This is a genomic window from Spirosoma sp. (assembly GCF_026391055.1).
GTDB lineage: Bacteria > Bacteroidota > Bacteroidia > Cytophagales > Spirosomataceae > Spirosoma.
Map to the genome: position 1 here is coordinate 45,271 of NZ_JAPLET010000030.1, position 18,492 is coordinate 63,762.

The 18,492-nt window shown below is 52.2% G+C and carries 17 protein-coding genes; 14 read left to right on the plus strand and 3 right to left on the minus strand.

Annotation, left to right across the window (positions count from 1 at the left end):
- Positions 1–362 precede the first annotated feature (362 nt).
- On the plus strand, positions 363–932 hold the full coding sequence (locus NT073_RS29345; protein ID WP_297381245.1) for a response regulator: 570 nt from the start codon (positions 363–365) through the stop codon (positions 930–932).
- A 26-nt stretch (positions 933–958) separates the two neighbouring features.
- Here the strand turns inward: NT073_RS29345 and NT073_RS29350 are convergent, their stop codons facing one another.
- Positions 959–1,966 (minus strand): GRP family sugar transporter, encoded by a 1,008-nt coding sequence (locus NT073_RS29350; protein ID WP_297381248.1) that lies wholly within the window; start codon positions 1,964–1,966, stop codon positions 959–961.
- A gap of 286 nt (positions 1,967–2,252) precedes the next feature.
- On the opposite strand from NT073_RS29350, the gene NT073_RS29355 reads away from it, so the two are divergent.
- The 3 genes from NT073_RS29355 (at position 2,253) to solA (ending at position 6,384) form a co-directional block, all read left to right on the plus strand.
- Positions 2,253–2,561 (plus strand): hypothetical protein, encoded by a 309-nt coding sequence (locus tag NT073_RS29355; RefSeq protein WP_297381250.1) that lies wholly within the window; start codon positions 2,253–2,255, stop codon positions 2,559–2,561.
- Positions 2,562–2,735: 174 nt separating this feature from the next.
- On the plus strand, positions 2,736–5,210 hold the full coding sequence (locus tag NT073_RS29360; RefSeq protein WP_297381252.1) for a TonB-dependent receptor: 2,475 nt from the start codon (positions 2,736–2,738) through the stop codon (positions 5,208–5,210).
- 16 nt (positions 5,211–5,226) lie between these two features.
- Complete coding sequence (gene solA / locus NT073_RS29365) at positions 5,227–6,384, plus strand: N-methyl-L-tryptophan oxidase (RefSeq protein WP_297381254.1); 1,158 nt, start codon at positions 5,227–5,229, stop codon at positions 6,382–6,384.
- A gap of 12 nt (positions 6,385–6,396) precedes the next feature.
- Here solA and NT073_RS29370 read toward each other — a convergent pair whose 3' ends face one another.
- Positions 6,397–6,813, minus strand: coding sequence for a response regulator (locus NT073_RS29370; protein WP_297381257.1), 417 nt, complete (start codon positions 6,811–6,813; stop codon positions 6,397–6,399).
- A gap of 84 nt (positions 6,814–6,897) precedes the next feature.
- The gene (locus tag NT073_RS29375) at positions 6,898–9,681 is read right to left on the minus strand and encodes a response regulator (RefSeq protein ID WP_297381261.1); all 2,784 of its coding nucleotides are present in this window, start codon (positions 9,679–9,681) and stop codon (positions 6,898–6,900) included.
- Between the two features lie 606 nt (positions 9,682–10,287).
- Between NT073_RS29375 and NT073_RS29380 the strand changes: the two genes are divergently transcribed.
- The 10 genes from NT073_RS29380 to NT073_RS29425 all read left to right on the plus strand — a co-directional run bounded on the left by NT073_RS29380 (position 10,288) and on the right by NT073_RS29425 (position 18,490).
- The gene (locus tag NT073_RS29380; protein ID WP_297381264.1) at positions 10,288–10,941 is read left to right on the plus strand and encodes a DUF4255 domain-containing protein; all 654 of its coding nucleotides are present in this window, start codon (positions 10,288–10,290) and stop codon (positions 10,939–10,941) included.
- Between the two features lies 1 nt (position 10,942).
- Positions 10,943–11,974, plus strand: a complete 1,032-nt coding sequence (locus NT073_RS29385) for a hypothetical protein (RefSeq protein WP_297381266.1) — start codon at positions 10,943–10,945, stop codon at positions 11,972–11,974.
- A gap of 32 nt (positions 11,975–12,006) precedes the next feature.
- On the plus strand, positions 12,007–14,010 hold the full coding sequence (locus tag NT073_RS29390; protein WP_297381269.1) for a phage tail sheath C-terminal domain-containing protein: 2,004 nt from the start codon (positions 12,007–12,009) through the stop codon (positions 14,008–14,010).
- A gap of 65 nt (positions 14,011–14,075) precedes the next feature.
- A complete protein-coding gene (locus NT073_RS29395) occupies positions 14,076–14,513 on the plus strand; it encodes a phage tail protein (protein WP_297381272.1) in 438 nt (145 codons plus the stop codon).
- Positions 14,514–14,525: 12 nt separating this feature from the next.
- Positions 14,526–14,963, plus strand: a complete 438-nt coding sequence (locus NT073_RS29400; protein WP_297381274.1) for a phage tail protein — start codon at positions 14,526–14,528, stop codon at positions 14,961–14,963.
- Between the two features lie 23 nt (positions 14,964–14,986).
- On the plus strand, positions 14,987–15,169 hold the full coding sequence (locus NT073_RS29405) for a DUF5908 family protein (RefSeq protein ID WP_297381277.1): 183 nt from the start codon (positions 14,987–14,989) through the stop codon (positions 15,167–15,169).
- Entirely contained in the window at positions 15,169–15,879 is a 711-nt protein-coding gene (locus tag NT073_RS29410) for a LysM peptidoglycan-binding domain-containing protein (RefSeq protein WP_297381280.1), read from the plus strand. The genes NT073_RS29405 and NT073_RS29410 overlap by 1 nt, the downstream gene beginning before the upstream one ends.
- Before the next feature lie 8 nt (positions 15,880–15,887).
- Positions 15,888–17,660, plus strand: a complete 1,773-nt coding sequence (gene vgrG, locus NT073_RS29415; RefSeq protein ID WP_297381283.1) for a type VI secretion system tip protein VgrG — start codon at positions 15,888–15,890, stop codon at positions 17,658–17,660.
- An 85-nt stretch (positions 17,661–17,745) separates the two neighbouring features.
- Entirely contained in the window at positions 17,746–18,015 is a 270-nt protein-coding gene (locus NT073_RS29420) for a PAAR domain-containing protein (protein ID WP_297381285.1), read from the plus strand.
- A gap of 31 nt (positions 18,016–18,046) precedes the next feature.
- Positions 18,047–18,490: a GPW/gp25 family protein gene (locus NT073_RS29425; RefSeq protein WP_297381288.1), complete on the plus strand. Its 444-nt coding sequence runs from the start codon at positions 18,047–18,049 to the stop codon at positions 18,488–18,490.
- Positions 18,491–18,492 lie beyond the last annotated feature (2 nt).

Consider the following 18,492-nt stretch of genomic DNA (forward strand, 5'->3'; position numbering starts at 1 on the left):
CTTATTGATTTCTGCCCTATGGTTACGTACGGAATCAGGAAACGGCAGAATAGTTTAGTTTATCTGTACATAATCCTAGCATAGCCCAATTAAAGACAATAAAAGTAACAAATAACGACAGTAGATCAAAAAATCACTTCTCTACCCCAGAGTTGCCGAAGCAGAGAAATCATTGTGTACTTTAGCAACAGATACGATAAGCAGCCTGAATTAAATACAAGAATGTGTAAAGGCCCATTCGCTCACAAGATGTACTTATAAACGTATAAGATCTGTCTACCAATTAGTTTAGCGAAATAAATCGTGTTCGTACAATTAAGGTATAGACGAAGAACGCACAAAACCTATAATTAGCGCAACGTATGGCTTCGGAGAACGACTCGAATACAGACGAAGATCAGACAACATTACAGAACTTTGAGAGCTGGCTGGCACTGTATCGGAGCCGAGTGTATGAAACGTACCTGTCACGAGCCCCTACGGTATCTCAGCCTGAAGACCCTCAGGCCAACAGGCAGGTTAAATCACCTAAACCAACAATTCTTGTTATTGAGGATAATGCAGATGAGTGGTTCCTGATTCGATGGGCATTACTTCAGCACTTTCCCATCACGCAGGTGATCTGGATTTCTGACTCCACCCGGGTGATGCCTTATCTAAACAAATGCGTTCAGCGTGAAATCGACTTACCCCGCTTAATTTTGGTAGACTTATACCTACCTTCTGCACAATCGGGCCTCAGTATTCTGCAAAAAATCAAGCAGCATCCGGTATACGGAGCTATTCCTACAGTTATCATTAGCCGCTCCAATAACCCCGACGATATTGAGAGTGCGCTTACTCATTCCAGCAACTCGTACATTATCAAACCCTTTACGTACGACGAATGGCGGGAGCGCTTTTCCATGCTTCGGACCTACTGGACCGAGTGACCGCTGACGTTACCGGAGGCTCTTGCTTACGCCCGGGCCAGCACAATAAGCACCAGACCTACCACGTATGTGGTACCCATTAGCCAGAGGTAGCGACTGGCCTTAGGAGGGGCATCCTTAAACTCATGCCAGACAAACAGCCCCCAAAGGACAGATACAATCGTAGCACCCTGGCTGAGTCCATACGATACGGCATCGCCCGCCTGCCCGGTGCCCAGTAGCAGCGTGATCATGCCCAGGCCCCAGATTACGCCCCCACCCAGACCAGCCAGGTGTACGTTGAATGGCGTTTGGCGGTACGAAGGCTGACCCTGTTCTTCGGTCTGCAAAAAACGCCGGACCAGATACTCTATCATTGGATTGCTCAGGTTGACGCCCACGGCAAACAGTAACAGACTCGTATAGGGCGTTAACAACCCTGACTCGGGGCTTTCCAGATCGGTAACCAGCGACTCAGCCGTGATGCGGAAGAAAAAACCCGCTACCAATCCACCAGCCAGCGCAATCCAGATGCCACGGTTATTGGCCGATGACGCGCCAGTATCTTCCTTACCCTGTTTGGTTCGGTACGCCAGCGCGCTGAATACCATGGCAACCAGAATGGCGGCTGCACCGGCCACCAGCAGTGGAATGCTTCCTTTGGGCTCAGCCAGGTAATTGATAACAAGTCCGATGGCAAGGGACAAGCCCGTACCCACGGGCATGGCAATAGAAATACCGGCCACGCTGATGCCAACTGTTAGCAGCATGTTGCCGATGTTAAACACCACACCAGCCGCCAGCGCAATCAGCAAACTACTCACTTGTGCTTGCTGTAGATCAGTGACCAGTGAGCGGCCCTGTTCGCCAAAGCTGCCCAGCGTAAACCCGATCAGCAACGATGCCAGGAGAATACCATAGACGTAGTCGCGATAAAACACATATAATGGCGACGATTGGGTAACGTATTTCTGTGCATTGGCCCAGGAACCCCAGCAAAGCATGGTAAACAGACAGAGGCCAATGGCTACCGTTGGGTGGCTGGTGATAAACATAGGCAATAGACTAAGTGACTGAGCCGTGCCTGATCGGGAGCACTCGCTTCTGCATAGACAAGGCAGGACTGCACTTTGTTTAAGCGATGGGCAACCCGACGCGTTACCTCACAGACTGTAGCCGGGCGTTTCTTACAGGCCTATTATGAGCCAAATGCCCCCGTTGATCAACTCAAGCCCCCCGTTACTCAACTGCAACTGGCTTGTGTAAGCTTACGTCTTCAATTTTGATCCATAAAACGGATAAAACAGCCATCCACTACTGTATTCCTCTTTTGGTTGCCTAATGAAAAATGTTACGTTTCTCCTTCTTCTACTTTACATGTCGGGTTGCGGCCCATCGGTATACCATGTTACAAAGCTGCAATCGGATCAGGTGAAAGTCGTCGACAACGATTTCGTCTATAAAAATGACGACCTGAAAGTTCTATATAACCTGTTGGGAGAGGGCGGCCGTATGCGATTTTTACTCTTTAACAAAACCAGTCATCTGCTCTACCTCGACTGGTCGAAATGCTTCCTTAACCGGAACGGCTATACCACCTCGTATAGTACGTGTCGCTGGAAAATGCCCCCAATGCCCTTTACAGCGTGAAGTACTATGTGAGACCAGTAAAGAAGCGAAGCAGGTTCGCTCGTAGTATGCGTTTTTTGGTTGTTCCCAATATATCCCTTTTATCCTTGTTACACTGGTCTACGAGTGCAATTCCGATAGTTTCGCATCCATTTAGTTTAATTCCGCCTAACTTTCACGAATCAATATCCCATCATGAAATTCATAAAACTACCTCTTCTTCTTATTGTCTTCCTCCTGTCTTTTCACTGCCACGCCCAGCTCACTCAAACGCTCCGGGGCCGGGTAGTCGACAACGAATCCAAATACCCGCTCGTGGGCGCAACCATTCAGATAGTTGATCAGTCGTTAGGCAATGTCAGCGACACCGCCGGTGCATACCGCATCCCTAAAGTCCCCGTTGGCCGACGAACGGTGCGCGTTTCGCTCGTGGGGTATAAAGATGTGCTGCTCAACAACATCATTATCGACGCGGGTCGCGAAACCATTCTGGATATCGAACTGGAAGAAAGCGTTCAACTGTTGAGTTCTGTAACGGTTCGGGCGCAGCGCACGGGCGAGGCCCGCAACGACATGGCCGTAGTGTCGGCGCGGCAGTTTACCGTCGATGAAGCCGACCGGTACGCCGGTAGCCGTGGCGAACCCGCCCGTATGGCGTCTAACTTCGCCGGGGTGCAGGGAGCCGACGATTCGCGCAACGACATCGTGATCCGGGGCAACTCCCCGCAGGGCGTACTCTGGCGGCTGGAGGGCGTTAGCATTCCCAACCCCAACCACTTCGCTATTGCCGGAACTTCGGGCGGGCCGGTGAGCATCATCAATAACCGGTATCTGGCCAACTCCGACTTTTTTACGGGCGCTTTCCCCGCCGAATTTGGCAACACGGTGGCCGGGGTATTTGACCTTAAACTCCGTAACGGCAACAACGAGAAACACGAAAGAACGGTACAGTTCGGCTTTTTAGGTACTGAAGCAATGGTCGAAGGCCCCGTATCCCGCAAGGCCGGTAAGGCCATGTCGGGGGCTTCGTACATGGCCTCGTTCCGGTACGCCAATCTTGGTCTTTTCAATAAAATCGGGCTGGACATCGGTACCCAGGCAGTGCCTTCGTATCAGGATGGCTTTTTCCGGCTCAATTTCCCGCTGACGACCCGCACGGGCGCCCCCGCCGGAAGCATTGCGCTTTGGGCACTGGGCGGCACCAGCACGGTCGATATTCTGGTGAGCCAGCAGAAAGCCGACGACCGCAATATTTTCGGGCAGAACGACCGCGACCAGTACTATACCTCGCGCATGGGCGTGGCTGGTTTGACCTACACCCGACCGGTCAGCAAACAGACATTCTGGAAGACGACATTAGCCGTTTCGGGTAATGTGCAGGATGCTAACCATGATTATCTCTTCTTGCGAAAAGATGGTAGCGGTAACCCAATTGTGCAGAACAGCCGGTTTGTGGTCGACTCCCTGCGCCCCATTCTGGACTACCGTTTTAAAGAAGTCCGTTATACGCTCTCGTCTTTTGTCAACCATAAAACCGGCGCTCGAAGTACGCTTAAAGTGGGTCTGAACACTGACGTCTACAATTTCTCGGCCTTCGACAGTGTGCGGACCTTCGAGCTGCCAACCTCCACGCGCTTCACGGGATGGCAAACGCGCTGGGGTGCCAACGAGACTTTTGCACTGCTGCAACCCTACGCCAGTTACCGCACCCGCCTGAGCAGCAATCTTACCCTGACGGCTGGACTAAACGCCCTGTTCCTAACCCTGAATGCCAAAAGTTCGTCGCCCGTTGAGCCCCGCCTAGGCCTGAGTTATGACCTGCCCAACCGCCAGAAACTGAGCGTTGCAGTTGGCCTGCACAGCCAGATGCAACCCACCTACACGTATTTTTACAAAACGCTAAACTTAGCTTCATCGGCCTACCCGGCCCCACTGGTGGAAGAAAACCGGGCGATAGGGCTGACCAAAAGCTGGCATTATGTGGCGAGTTACAACCGCCTGCTGGGCCAGAATATGCGGTTGTTGCTCGAAACCTATTACCAGCGGTTGTTCAATGTGCCCGTTGAGCGGTTAGCATCGTCGTTCTCCATGCTGAACACCGGCGCGGCTTTCTCTCGCATCTTCCCCGGCGCGCTGGTAAACACGGGCGTCGGACAAAACTACGGGGTAGAACTAACGCTGGAGAAGTTTTTCAGTAACAACTACTACTTTATGGTAACGGGTTCGCTGTTTGATGCCCGCTATAAAGGGTCGGACAACGTCTGGCGGAATACCGACTTTAATGGCAAATACGCATTCAACGCCCTGTTCGCCAAAGAGATACCCTTCAAGCGATCCAGCCTGAACGTGGGCGCTAAATTTACTGCTACCGGCGGACGCTGGTATGGTCCCGTCGATGAGGCCGCTTCCCGCCGGAATCAGGAGATCGTCTTTGCCAGTGCTACGCGCAACAGTCTCCAGTTTGCCCCTTACCGCCGGTTCGACATCAAGATCGACTATAAGATCAACCGACAGCGGCTTACGCATACCATCGCTGTCGATTTCGTGAATGTGCTTGGTATTAAAAATCTGCTGTCACTCAGCTATGCGCCCCAACCCGACGGTACCTTTGTGAAGCAGGAGTACCAGCTTGGTTTTCTGCCCGTATTCTATTACCGCGTAAACTTCTGATTAGCCGTTAACCCGTATGATCTTTGATGCGATTGTTGTTGGATTAGGCGCTATGGGCAGTGCAGCCCTCTACCAGCTTGCCAAACAGACCCCTAATGTACTCGGCCTCGATCAGTTTGCACCACCGCACACCCTGGGTTCTACGCACGGCGACACCCGCATTACCCGGCAGGCCATTGGCGAAGGGGCTCACTTTGTACCGCTGGCCCTTCGCTCCTATGACATCTGGCGCGAACTCGAACAGCGGACCGGCGACCAATTATTGACTATTACGGGCGGGCTATTTATTGGGCAGGAACACTCACCCGTTCAGATGCACAATAAGCCCGGCTGGCTTACCACCACCATTCGGGCCGCCGAACAATTTGGTATCACCCATCGGCTGCTGGATCATGCTGCTCTTCGGCGGGAGTTTCCGCAGTTTAGGTACTGCCCCGGCGATATTGGATATTATGAAGAAGAGGCCGGTTATCTGAAGCCGGAGCGATGCATTTCTGTTCAGTTGGAACAGGCCCAGCAGTATGGGGCATCTGTCCGGATCAACGAACGGATGGTCGCTTTTGACGCGACGAAAACGGGCATTACCGTTCGGACGGAGCAGGGCGTTTACCAAACCCGCAAGCTGATTTTAACCACCGGGTCCTGGATTAGGGAGTCGTTGCGCCATACGCCTTATCAGGAGTTGCTTACTGTATACCGGCAGGTGCTGTACTGGTTCGCTATTGAGGGCGACTATACGCAGTATACGCCGGATAAGCTACCTGTATTTATTCTGAGCGAGCGCGACCTGTACGGATTCCCGGCAGTGGGCGGTCCCGCTGGTGGCTTGAAAATTGCCACCGAAACTTACGACCACGCAACTAGTCCGCAGGTTGTAGACCGCACTGTCAGCGAAGCCGAAACACGACGTATGTACGAAGAGCACGTTGCGCCCAACTTCATAGGGGTGGGTCCGGCCTGTGTCAAGTCCGTTGTATGCCTGTATACGATGACCCCAAACGGCGATTTTATCATCGACCAGCATCCGGACCATCCCGACGTACTGCTGGCTTCGGCCTGTTCAGGGCACGGCTTCAAACACTCGGCAGCCGTTGGGCAGATTCTGGCTGAATTAGCCCTTCAGAACAGAACCAGCTTTTCGATAGAGCCTTTTCAGCTAAGCCGTTCGCGCTAGCTGAGCCTTGAATCAGGCCAGCGACAGAATAAGGTCAAGCAGAGGTTCAGGCTGGAGAGGCTTGGTCAGAACGCCGTTCAGCCCATGGGTTTGTATGTGCTGGTCGACGTCTGGATTTGTATCGGCCGTGAGCGCAATGATGGGAATGGTTTCGCCCCGTTCCCGCATGCGCCGGGCCGACTCATAGCCATCCATAACGGGCATCTGTAAGTCCATTAAAACAAGTTTATGCTTGTCGGAATTCAATAGATCCAGAGCATCCTGTCCGTTAGCGGCTACATCAACGCTGCTGCCCCAGCCTTCCAGTAGCCGCCGGGCAAAGAGTACATTAAGTGGATAATCCTCCACCAGCAGGATAAACATACCCTGCAATGGCTTTCCGTTGAGTCGGCCGGTGGCCCGTGGATCAGGCTTTAATGGCTCATTCATCCCGTTCATTTTAAAGTAAACTAACGTTTAGCATTATTGCTGTTACAACAGGTCAACTCAGATAATGTGCTCTTTCAACTTACATCAGTCAGCTACACTATCTTTTTGCAGATTCGATAAAACATGCTGCATCACCGGCAATTCGGCTTCGAGCGCTGCCACATACTGCTTCACCAGCAGATTGATCTGAACGGGGTCGTTGCCCGCAGCCAGACGGGCTTCGAGCGAGTCAATCAACTGGCTGATCTGTGTCAGACCGAAGGTCCGAATGGCTACCTTCTGGGTATGAATCAGACGTCCGATCGTGGCGTTGTCGTCATGGGCCATAGCCTGTTTAATCTGACCGAGTTCAAGGCTGGTCTGACTTAAAAACAGGCTCAATACTTCAGCCGCAAACGCCAGATCGTTATCCACCGAAAGCAATAGCGGCTCAAGTATAAAACCAGTTGCCGGGATAGATTCTGGCTTATCCTGCTCAGCCGGTACAGCCTTCAGGGCCGAGGGAAGGTATTTACGCATAATTCGCTGTAATTCATCAAGTTGAAACGGCTTTGGAATGAAGTCGTTCATACCCGCCTGCAAACACTGCTCACGCTCGCTGGCCAGGGCATGAGCGGTCATGGCAATAATAGGTACGGAACTTTGCAGGGTGGTACGAATATGACGGGTAGTTGTATATCCGTCCATAACGGGCATCTGAATATCCATCAGTATCAGATCGTACTGCGATTTCTTCAACAGGTCGAGAGCCTCCTGTCCGTTCTCTGCAATCTGGATGGAGTAGCCGAAGCGTTTGAGTACCTGCTGAGCCAGTTTCTGGTTTATAAGGTTATCTTCTACCACCAGAATCCGGACATTCTGTGTAGCTGCCAGTTGGGGCTCTACCGACAAATCTACCGTTGGCTCCTGTGGGTTAGCGGCCAGCTTGTAGGGAATTTCCAGCGTAAAACAGGACCCTTTGCCCAGCACGCTCGAAACAGTTACCCAGCCCCCCTGCATCTCCGTCAGTGATTTGACGATACTCAGGCCCAGCCCCGTACCTCCGTAATACCGGGTGGTGAAGTCGTTAGCCTGCCGGAACCGTTCAAAAATATGCGGCAATACCTCCGCTGCCATGCCGATACCCGTATCCAGTACCGAAAAACGTATACGGACCGAATCGGCGGTTTCACCTGCGTTGATAATCTGCGCCGTTACACTGCCCTGTGAAGTGAATTTAACCGCATTACTGAGCAAATTGAGCAGAATCTGGGTCAGTCGGGTAGGGTCGCCCAACACAATGGCTGGCAGCGTTGGATCCGTTTCTACCACCAGCGACAGGTTTTTATCCGTCGCTACCGGCTGAATCATGGTTCGAATCGAATCGGACAGAGCACTGATGCTGAACGGAATAGACTCCAATGGCAGCATACCGGCTTCAATTTTAGCAATATCCAGAATGTCGTTGACAATAGTGAGCAGGTTCTTGCCCGCTGTGCGAATGTAGTGCAGCGATTCTTTCTGTTCTTCATTGAGAGGAGCTGACTCCAGCATTTCCGAGAAGCCCAGAATGGCATTAAGGGGTGTACGAATCTCATGGCTCATGTTCGCCAGAAACTGTTTTTCGGTATAGCGTGCTTCGTTCAGTGCATAGGTAAACCGAAAAGCCAATACCAGCGATTGCAGGAAGAAGAAGCCTATATATCCCACAAACAGTTCTATCTGTAAGGGGGCCGCAAATCCGAAATACTGAACAAGAATCAGGGTAAAAACGGTTAGCAAGAGTCCGGTGCTCATCAGCGAAAACGTTGCCCCCGGCCGCTTCCGGCGAAAGGCCATCCAGTACACATAAATCGCATACCCGATGTAGGTGACCATCAGCCCCAGAAATGGGTCCATCAGGCGGGTAAACAGCATTGGCGGCAGAAACAGCACCGTACCAGCAAAAGCAAAACAGAGCCAGGCCATTACCCTGACGATAGGCGGGTGCGTATCACGGGGGTATAACGACTGTGTGTACTTGACAAAGAGCCCTATTGCCAGGTACAGCGACCCATATTCGAAGCGGATACTGACAAACCAGGGTATCTGTGGAAACAGGGTATGGAGCACATAGGAGTCGGTTCCTATCACCCGATAGCTGTAGGCTAGACAGAACAGGCCATAATAGAGCATGGGCCGATCCATGGAGCTAAACGCAAACAAGCCCAGAAAAAACAAGCCGCTCATCAGGACAAAGCCCGTCAGAAATACAGCCATAGCCTGATCCATTGCCAGGCCGGAGGCCAGTTGCGTCGATTCGCCAAGGGTAATGGCTTTTGTAGTTCCACCTTTGGCATGCTGATAATTGGCCAGTTGCAGAAGAAGCCTGAGGGTATCGCCAGAAGCAGCCAACGGTATTAATTGTGTTGACCAGCGGGGTATTGTTGTAGCGGCCGATGTTGTTGGGTTTCCGTCGTGAGCCAGCTCCCTACTGTTAACAAATAACCGGTAAGCGGTATTTTGATCCGGTAGTTTCAACGAAAGCGGTGCGTGGTTGGCAGGCAGCAAAACGGTGAGGCAGTAAGTAGCAAACCCCTGGCGGGGCAGCGGCTGCTGCTGCCATGTACCGGCAGACCACTGTTGGGGAAAGTCAACGTATTCAGCTGTCGATTCGGGCTGATTGGGTGAGCGAAGCTGGTGCCAGTACCACTTCCATTGCCCCTGCAACGGAATGATCTGCTTCATGAAATCCACTTTTCTTAGATCAAGCGTGCCGCGAAGGGCAACGGGCTGTTCACCGGCTTCGGCAACGAAGTCACCCAAAAACAGCAAAAAGAGGAGAAGGAATAACTGTCTGAAGTTAATTTGATCAATTGGCCATAAACTCCGGATTGTCGAGTAAGCCATTGTAGTTAATAGTTTAATAAGCCGACTGCCATGGTTCCCGGCAGTACACTCAAATTAGTGTCACTAACAGGATTGGCAGACAGCACTGTAAATAATCGATGAGTAGCTAAATAAGGCTTATAAATCGCTCGCCGGGGCAAGCTGTAAACCAAGTATAAAAGTAGCAACTAAAACAGGTCCTTTAATATATTAACGGAACTTTATTTAACCAATGCCCAATTTTATAAAAAACAAAGCAACGAATACATTAAAACAGTATACTAATATATTCTAAAAAAATAATATATACTTATTCTATAGACATTTATGTAACTCACTGAGCACTATACTGACTAACTAGGCAACTCCCATCGCTTGTCTTTATAACTGGTGCTTCGCGAAAGCATTGTCTCTTCAGAAGGGACAATATCAGTATTAAAGCAATCAATTGCAAATCAAAGGCACTCACGGATATATTCTCTTAAAAATTGCTTTTATACAGTTTTTTAACCGTTTGATCAAAGTATACAGGCAGGAGCAAGATCATGAATTATGTTCATCCTCATGATATTAACAGTTAATACGACCAACCTTTTCGTTACCGATTCTATCATAGTATAAAACGACATGATTGCCCACGCCTTAAGTATTCTCATGAATGAGTTGAACAGGCATCTGACGGCCTACGACTCACCCCAACCTTCTGATGCGAGTTCTAATCGGGCTGTGCTGGGCAATCTGGCCGAAGGATTTGCCTCAGGTAACGCAACGAACGGTGTTCCCCGCAATCGGCTTGTTCTATCAGTGGTCAATATTCAGGAGGATAAAACGCTTAAGAATGCGCCAAACTTTGTCCGTAATGATGGTAACCTAAGCGTTAGATATGAAAATCCACCCATATTCCTGAATCTCAAAATACTCATTACCGCTACCCATACCGACTATATAAATGCGATGCTGATGCTGTCGCGCGGGCTTCAGTTTTTTCAGTATCAGCAAACGTTTACGCAGGATAGTGTGGACCCGGTATCGCTGAATCCCCCGCCTGCGCTGACGAATGAACTGGATCAGTTGGTGTCCTTTAAACTGAATGTCGAGTTATACTCACCATCTATGGAAGAAGTCAACCACCTCTGGGGAACGCTGGGTGGTAAGCAATATCCGTTCGCACTTTACATTATCCGAATGCTCGATCTGAAGTTCAAATCCCGGCAACCCGAACGTGGCGTCATTACAGAGATCATTAGTAATTTTTACCACAAAAAACCGGCGGTAAACTAACATGGCAGAGGGCACAACGAGCCGGTACAAGCGCCTTTTTGAGCTGCGAATACTCCACCACTACTGGCTGGATAACGGCTCTATGTTGTTCGACATGCTGGATGATGCCGTGAAAAACCGGCGTTTGCTGACCTACGATGTCCGGCAATTCATCAGCCTTACCCCTACCGAATCCACCCAAAAGATGCTGAAAAAACTGGGCGGTGTCTATCGAACAACGACGCTCGGCTGCGTCATCGCCGTACCCGACGGCACAAAGGTGCCCGCCGATACCCGGTTTGATTTGATCCTGACCGTACAAAGTCCCGCCTTCTTTCAGTATACAGCCCTAACCCTGCCCAGACAAACAATTCGGGAGTATTACAACCGGTCTAACGACAGCTATGATCGGTATAAAACTGGCGTACCCGTTCTGTCGAACCTCACCGGTATTCCCCGGACCATCAACGGGGTCAAGTCCTTATTTCTATCGAAAGAAATCCCTACTCTGGCGGCCAGCGCAAATGCTAACGTGGAATCACTGGCGCGGTCGGGGGCAAAGTTACTGCAGCTAACGAGCAGTCAGCCGGATGCCAACACCCAGCAACTGGCGGCTCAGGCCAACACCCAGCCGGTCTATGTGCATCAGGACGATGTACCACTCATCAATGCCCCCCCGGCCCTGGATGGGTTTCCGCCAACCGGGCTACGCGGAATCCAGTTGGCCGGCGAAATTCCCGATAACGTATATACTCTCGTTAGCATCGCAGCCGAACGGCCCGGCGATGGTGATTTTAGTTGTGTCGCGAATGGAATTCCCAAAGCTATTCCGCCCGTTTTCGAGATCCGGTTCAAAAACCGGTCTACAATCTGGCAATACATCGACAAACGCACGGGCGACCTACTCTCCACGGAGCCGGACCCGCTCCCGCTGACCCTGTTCAGCCCGGACAACAACACCAAACTCAAGCCCTCACCCGATTACGTACAACTTACCGTTGACGCCAACAACCCCGAAAAAATCACGGGACTGTTTTCGAAAATTCTAAAATAACCGTCTCATTCCTAACAAGTAACACACAAACCATGGCAGCATCGTATAACACGCCGGGGGTATATGTCGAGGAAATCCCCAAGTTTCCGCCTTCAATAGCCGCTGTAGAAACCGCCATACCCGCTTTTATAGGGTACACAGAAAAGGCCGAACAGAACGGAGAATCGTTGTTCAATAAGCCAAAACGGATCGAATCCATCGCCGAATACGAAGCCATCTTTGGTACTGGACCTTCTCAGAATGTGACGGTTACGCTGGATACCAACAACCAGTTTTTGAAAGCCGAAACCAACGCAAAACTGTACTTATACGATAGCCTGCGGCTGTTTTATGCCAATGGTGGAGGAAAATGCTACATTATTTCGGCAGGGAAATACCCGGCTAACGTAGCTTCTGCCGATCTGGAAGCGGCCCTGCTGTTGCTGGAGCAGGAAGATGAGCCAACCATTATTCTGTCGCCCGATTCTGTTTCGGATGCAGCCAATGGCCCCTACAAATTCCAGACACAGGCGCTGGCTCAGTGTAATAAACTCAAGGATCGGTTTACCCTCTGCGATCTGACCCGGTCTACGGATACCGATGCCTTTGCCGTGACGGTTGAGGATTTTCGGGATAAAATCGGAATCAATTACCTCAAATACGGCGCGGCTTACGGTCCCTGGATTCAGGCCAACCTACCCCGAACGCTGCTGCGCCGTAATCTTACCCTGAAACGAGCGGTAACGAATAACCCCATAAAGTTGAGCGAGCTGACAACCGACACGGACATTTTGACGCTACTTACCAATCTAAATGATGTCGAGAAGGCAGTGGATACACTGCCTTCTAGTGAACAGGACATTACGAGTTCGGCAGATATATCCCTTGAAAGCTTTAAGACTGCTGCGCTGAATAACTATAAAGCCCTGCCCGACAATGCCAACAAAGCAGATATTGAGACTAAACTGGGAGCTATCACAACCATTACAGTCAAATTGCTTGCCAACATTCAGGATCGTTATACAGCAGCTCCCATAGCGACGGATAGCCTGTTTAAGTTGCGAACCGACATTGACAAATTCCTGGCCAAGTCGACCGCAAAGACCGATCTGACCCTAGTAGCCAAACATCACAAACACCTGAGTGCCCTTCTCCCTGCCACCGATGCGATAAACGTGCTCACCCCCGGGGTTGAGCTAGACAAAGCCGCCAAATTACTGGGTTTCGCCGATGGAGTGGCCTTACTTGCCGCTGCCGACCCCGCTGATGTTGCTGCGGCTTACGCGAGTGCTGATACGGCTAAAAAAAGGGGAACCGTAGCCTTAAATCCGGCTTTAGCAGCCGCCAATGAGGCCATTACGTTTTTCCGTTTTCTGAGCAACACCCAGAAAAACTACGAAAAAACCCTCAACGATGCGCTGATGGCTTCCTTTGGCACGTACAAAGACCTGGTAACCAAAGCCACCGAAGCCTTCAACCTGCTGCCCCCTTCGGGCGCTATTGCGGGCGTTTACGCCACCACCGACCGCGACCGGGGCGTCTGGAAAGCACCCGCCAACGTGAGCCTGAATGCGGTCGTTGGCCCCGGCGTCAAAATTTCGCAGGAACAGCAGGGCGAGTACAACGTGGATGTCAACTCGGGCAAGTCGATCAATATCATCCGCGCATTTACGGGAAAAGGAACGCTGGTTTGGGGTGCCCGCACGCTGGCCGGCAACGACAACGAGTGGCGCTACGTGCCCGTCAGGCGGTTTTTTAACTTCGTAGAGGAGTCCGTAAAAAAAGCCAGTGAGCAGTTTGTGTTCGAGCCTAACGACGCCAACACCTGGGTAAAGGTTCAGGCTATGATCGAGAACTTCCTCAACACGCTCTGGCGGCAGGGCGCTTTGCAGGGCATCAAACCCGAACACGCATTTTACGTAGCGGTGGGCCTGGGCAAAACCATGACCCCGCTCGACATTCTGGAAGGACGCATGATCATTGAGATCGGCATGGCTGCCGTTCGCCCCGCCGAATTCATCATTCTCAAGTTCTCGCACAAAATGGCCGAGTCCTGACGGGTGGCTTTCGTGTCTGCTTCTCATTCAACTTATACGTTCACCTTTTTACTGGCTAAACCAACATGGCACAGGAATATCCATTACCCCGTTTTCACTTTCAGGTCGACTGGGGTGGCGCAAAAATCAGTTTTACCGAAGTTACCGGCCTCGATATGCAGGTGGAGGTCATCGAATACCGGCACAGCGACAGCAAGGATTTCAACAAAATCAAAATGCCGGGGATGCGCAAATTTAACAACCTCACCATGAAACGCGGCAAATTCGAAGGCGACTTCGACTACAACAACTGGCTCGATGAGATCGCCAACGAGCGGGTCAATGGTCGGCGCGACGTGGTAATCCGCTTACTGAACGAAAAGCACGTTCCGGTGGCAGCCTGGTCGGCAACGCGCTGTTTCCCCGTCAAAGTAACGGCCCCGGACCTCAAATCGGATGCTAACGAGATTGCCGTGGAAACCATCGAAATCGCGCATGAAGGGCTCAAACTGATGAAGATATAACGCGCCGGGAGTATGGTCGATTACTATCCGCCCTGGGGGTTCTACTACAAAGTGGAGTTCAGTTCGGTCAAGAATAAGAATGACATCCGGTTTCAGTCCGTGTCGGGCTTATCGGTCGAATACGACATGGAGGAGTTCAAGGAAGGGGGCGAAAACCGATTCACCCACAAGCTCCCCGTCCGGACCAAGTACACCGACCTCGTGCTGAAACGCGGTATGCTCACCGATTCGGACGTGACGCAGTGGTTCACGGCGGCTTTCCGCGACCGCGAGTTCAGCCCGAAAGACATCAGCGTGATTCTGATGAACGAGAAAAGTGAACCGCTGCGTACCTGGAACATCGTTCACGCCATCCCGAAAAAATGGACCGTGTCCGATCTGAACGCCAACGACAACACCATAGTGGTCGAAACGCTCGAACTGATGTACCAGTATTTCACCGTTAAGTAGCCCGTATTTAAACCGCCCCAGCGATGCCTATTGAAATCAGAGAACTCCACATCCGGGTCACGGTCAATGCACCGGCAGGCGGGGGAAGTGCGCCATCGCCGTCGGCTCCCCCAGCGGGCGGGGGCGGCTCTGCGGATAAAGAAGCCCTTGTGGCTGAATGCGTTGAACAGGTTTTACAGATCCTTCGGGAAAAACAGGAACGCTGATGGCTACGGGAAAACTGGAGAAAATGCTCATCCTGGGCTTCAAAGATTCGAAAGAGGCCGAAAACGGCGGCAAAGCCGAAGCGAAGGCAAACGAAGCCTATTTCGAAGCACTCATCAATCCGGAAACCTACACCCTCGACTACAAGCTCAAGTTTTCGGAGTCGGGGCAGGGCCAGGGAACGAGTGGCAAACAGTTGAAATATGAGTATACCGAACCCGAAGAGATCACCTTTGAATTCCTCTTCGACAATACCGGCATTATTGACGATAAACCGCGCGAAAACATCGCCGACGACATCAAGCGGTTTAAAAAGGTCCTTATCGAATACAAGGGCGATTCGCACGAGCCGCGTCATTTTAAGCTGGTCTGGGGCGAAAACTCTATTTTCAAAGGCCGAGTCACGGAGTTGAGCATCACGTACAAGCTGTTCAATCCCGATGGTAGCCCCATCCGGGCGGTGGCCAAAGTGAAGTTCAAAAGCAGCATCGAAGAGCTGAAACGGGCGGCCAAAGAGAACAAAAGCTCACCCGACCTGACGCACATTCGGCTGGTGAAAGCCGGGGATACACTGCCGCTGATGTGCCAGCGGATTTACGGCGACGCCCGCTATTATTTACAGATAGCGGCCCTCAACGGCCTTACCAATTTCCGGCGACTGGTTCCGGGTACGGAGCTTGTGTTTCCGCCCATTGACAAAACGACTAACTGAATCGACACGTGGTCAACAACGCTTCGGCTATTCCAACCCCGGCAACTCCGGATGTGTGCACGGCAAAAGTGCTGGTCGACGGTACCGAACTGCCCGGTACGGTCAACATCAGTTCCATTGTGGTGGTGCGGGATCTGAACCGGATTCCGTGGGCCACGCTGCACATTCAGGATGGCGAGGCTTCGACGGGGAAGTTTGCGGTAGGGAATGAAGCCTATTTCGTTCCGGGGAAAAAAATCGAGATCAAACTCGGCTACCGCTCGCAGGAGTCGACGGTATTTAAAGGGATCGTTATTAAATACAGCATCAAGATTCGGAAGAGCGGCAGTTTTCTGCTGGTCGAATGTCGGCACGAAGCCGTAAAAATGACGTCCGGCCTGAAAAACCGCTATTACGAAGACAAGAAAGACAGCGACATTCTGGAGGAGATCATCGGGCGTTACGGACTCACCAAAGACGTAACGGCTACCCGGCCCACCCTGCGCGAAGTAGTGCAGTACGAAGCTACCGACTGGGATTTTGCTCTCTGCCGGGCCGAGGCCAACGGCCTGCTGGTGATGGTAGAAGACGATAAGCTGAAGATTACCAAACCCAATATGGGCCAAAGCGCCATCCTGAATCTGGCTTTTGGCTCCACTATCCTCGAACTGGACGCCGAAATTGACGCCCGGTTGCAAAGTCCCGGTATCAAAGCCCATAGCTGGAACGCTACCGACCAGGAGGTTATTGAAGCCGAAGCCGCCGAACCCACCACCACCAATACCGGCAACCTCAGCCCGGCAACCTTATCCGAAACACTGAGCGGTGGAGCGCACGAGCTTCGGCATGGCGGCAAACTCTCGACGGCAGAACTACAGGCCTGGGCCGATGGCCGACTCCTCCGCGAGCGGCTGGCCAAAGTGCGGGGCCGCGCCCGCTTTCAGGGATCGGCGGATGTGCTGCCGGGGAAAGTCATCGAACTCGGCGGAATCGGCGACCGGCTACAGGGCAAGGTGCTGGTGGCCGGGGTACGGCATCAGTTTGCAGGCGGCAACTGGGAAACCGACGTGCAGTTTGGCCTCAGCCCGGAACCCTTCGTCCAGGCCTACAACCTGCGCCCGCTGCCCGCTGCGGGGCTGATACCCGCCGTGAGTGGCCTGCAAGTTGGGGTAGTCACGAAGCTGGAAGGCGACCCCGACGGCGAAGACCGCATAAAGGTAAGATTGCCGCTCATCAGCGCGCAGGAAGAAGGCAGTTGGGCGCGCATTGCCACCCTCGATGCGGGCAAAGAACGCGGCACCTACTTCCGCCCGGAAATTGGCGATGAGGTAATCATCGGGTTTCTGCACGACGACCCCCGCCATCCGGTGGTGCTGGGCATGTGCCACAGCAGCAGCAAACCGGCACCCAAACCCCCGTCCGACAACAACCACGAAAAAGGGTACGTATCGCGGGAGAAGATGAAAATGACCTTCGATGATGAGAAGAAGATCATGGCTTTCGAAACGCCGGGCGGCAATAAGATTATCCTCTCGGAAGACGAGAAAGGCATCACCTTCAGCGATCAGAACGGCAACAAGATCATCATGAACGACAAAGGCATTTCCATTGAAAGCAGCAAAGACATGACCATGAAAGTGACCAAAGATATTACCGTCGAAGGCGTGAACATCGACATCAAAGCGCAGTCGGCCCTGAAAGCGCAAGGCACCGGCAGCGCCGAACTGTCGTCCGGAGCCAGCACCACCGTAAAAGGTGGCGGCACCACCGTCATTCAGGGGGGCGTCGTGCAGATCAATTAGTTAGTGGTTATTGAGTTAATCAAAAGGTTACCAAATAATAACCCATTAACCCCTTAGTCATTAACCATTAACCCTTAACCAAGACATGCTTCCAGCCGCACGCGTTAGCGACCTTATTGTCAGTTCTGCCACGGTTGGCGTACCCACGCCCATCATTCCGCCGGGCACCCCGAACGTGTTCATCGGGAAACTGCCGGCCGCCCGTATGGGCGACACCTGCGGAGTCGACGCGATCATCAAAGGATCGGCAACGGTGTTCATTGGCGGATTGCCAGCCGCCCGCATCAGTGATCTGACCGCAGCGGGTGGTGCCATAATGCCCCCCGGTTGCCCAACGGTACTCATTGGCGGGTAAGTAAACGTAACCATTACCAACAGCATAGGGTATGAATCTGACATTTCTTGGGCGCGGCTGGTCCTTTCCACCCACCTTCAACCTGGCAATCAACGGCGTAGAGATGCGGGAGCAGGAAGACGACATCGCGTCCAGCCTGGAAATCCTGCTGACCACCATGCCGGGTGAGCGGGTGATGCTGCCCGACTTCGGCTGCAACATGGCCGAGCTGATTTTCGAGAACCTGGATACGACGACCAAGACCCTGCTGGCCGATAAAATAGAGTCGGCCATCCTGTATTACGAGCCGCGTATCGACCTGGAAAAAGTGACTCTGAACACAGCCCGCGAACTGGAAGGGGTAGTGCTGATCGAGATCACCTACCGGGTGCGGGCCACCAACTCCCGGTTCAACTTTGTATTCCCTTTCTATAAACAGGAGGGCACCGATATCAACCTGACCACCACGCTTAACGTGTTGCCAGACAGCAACTAAGC

Coding starts and splice junctions, on each gene's coding strand:
- NT073_RS29350 (WP_297381248.1), bottom strand. CDS start 1,966: ATGTTTATCACCAGCCACCCAACGGTAGCCATTGGCCTCTGTCTGTTT.
- NT073_RS29370 (WP_297381257.1), bottom strand. CDS start 6,813: ATGAATGAGCCATTAAAGCCTGATCCACGGGCCACCGGCCGACTCAAC.
- NT073_RS29385 (WP_297381266.1), top strand. CDS start 10,943: ATGGCAGAGGGCACAACGAGCCGGTACAAGCGCCTTTTTGAGCTGCGA.
- NT073_RS29355 (WP_297381250.1), top strand. CDS start 2,253: ATGAAAAATGTTACGTTTCTCCTTCTTCTACTTTACATGTCGGGTTGC.
- NT073_RS29390 (WP_297381269.1), top strand. CDS start 12,007: ATGGCAGCATCGTATAACACGCCGGGGGTATATGTCGAGGAAATCCCC.
- NT073_RS29420 (WP_297381285.1), top strand. CDS start 17,746: ATGCTTCCAGCCGCACGCGTTAGCGACCTTATTGTCAGTTCTGCCACG.
- solA (WP_297381254.1), top strand. CDS start 5,227: ATGATCTTTGATGCGATTGTTGTTGGATTAGGCGCTATGGGCAGTGCA.
- NT073_RS29360 (WP_297381252.1), top strand. CDS start 2,736: ATGAAATTCATAAAACTACCTCTTCTTCTTATTGTCTTCCTCCTGTCT.
- NT073_RS29425 (WP_297381288.1), top strand. CDS start 18,047: ATGAATCTGACATTTCTTGGGCGCGGCTGGTCCTTTCCACCCACCTTC.
- NT073_RS29410 (WP_297381280.1), top strand. CDS start 15,169: ATGGCTACGGGAAAACTGGAGAAAATGCTCATCCTGGGCTTCAAAGAT.
- NT073_RS29395 (WP_297381272.1), top strand. CDS start 14,076: ATGGCACAGGAATATCCATTACCCCGTTTTCACTTTCAGGTCGACTGG.
- NT073_RS29405 (WP_297381277.1), top strand. CDS start 14,987: ATGCCTATTGAAATCAGAGAACTCCACATCCGGGTCACGGTCAATGCA.
- NT073_RS29345 (WP_297381245.1), top strand. CDS start 363: ATGGCTTCGGAGAACGACTCGAATACAGACGAAGATCAGACAACATTA.
- NT073_RS29375 (WP_297381261.1), bottom strand. CDS start 9,681: ATGGCTTACTCGACAATCCGGAGTTTATGGCCAATTGATCAAATTAAC.
- NT073_RS29400 (WP_297381274.1), top strand. CDS start 14,526: ATGGTCGATTACTATCCGCCCTGGGGGTTCTACTACAAAGTGGAGTTC.
- NT073_RS29380 (WP_297381264.1), top strand. CDS start 10,288: ATGATTGCCCACGCCTTAAGTATTCTCATGAATGAGTTGAACAGGCAT.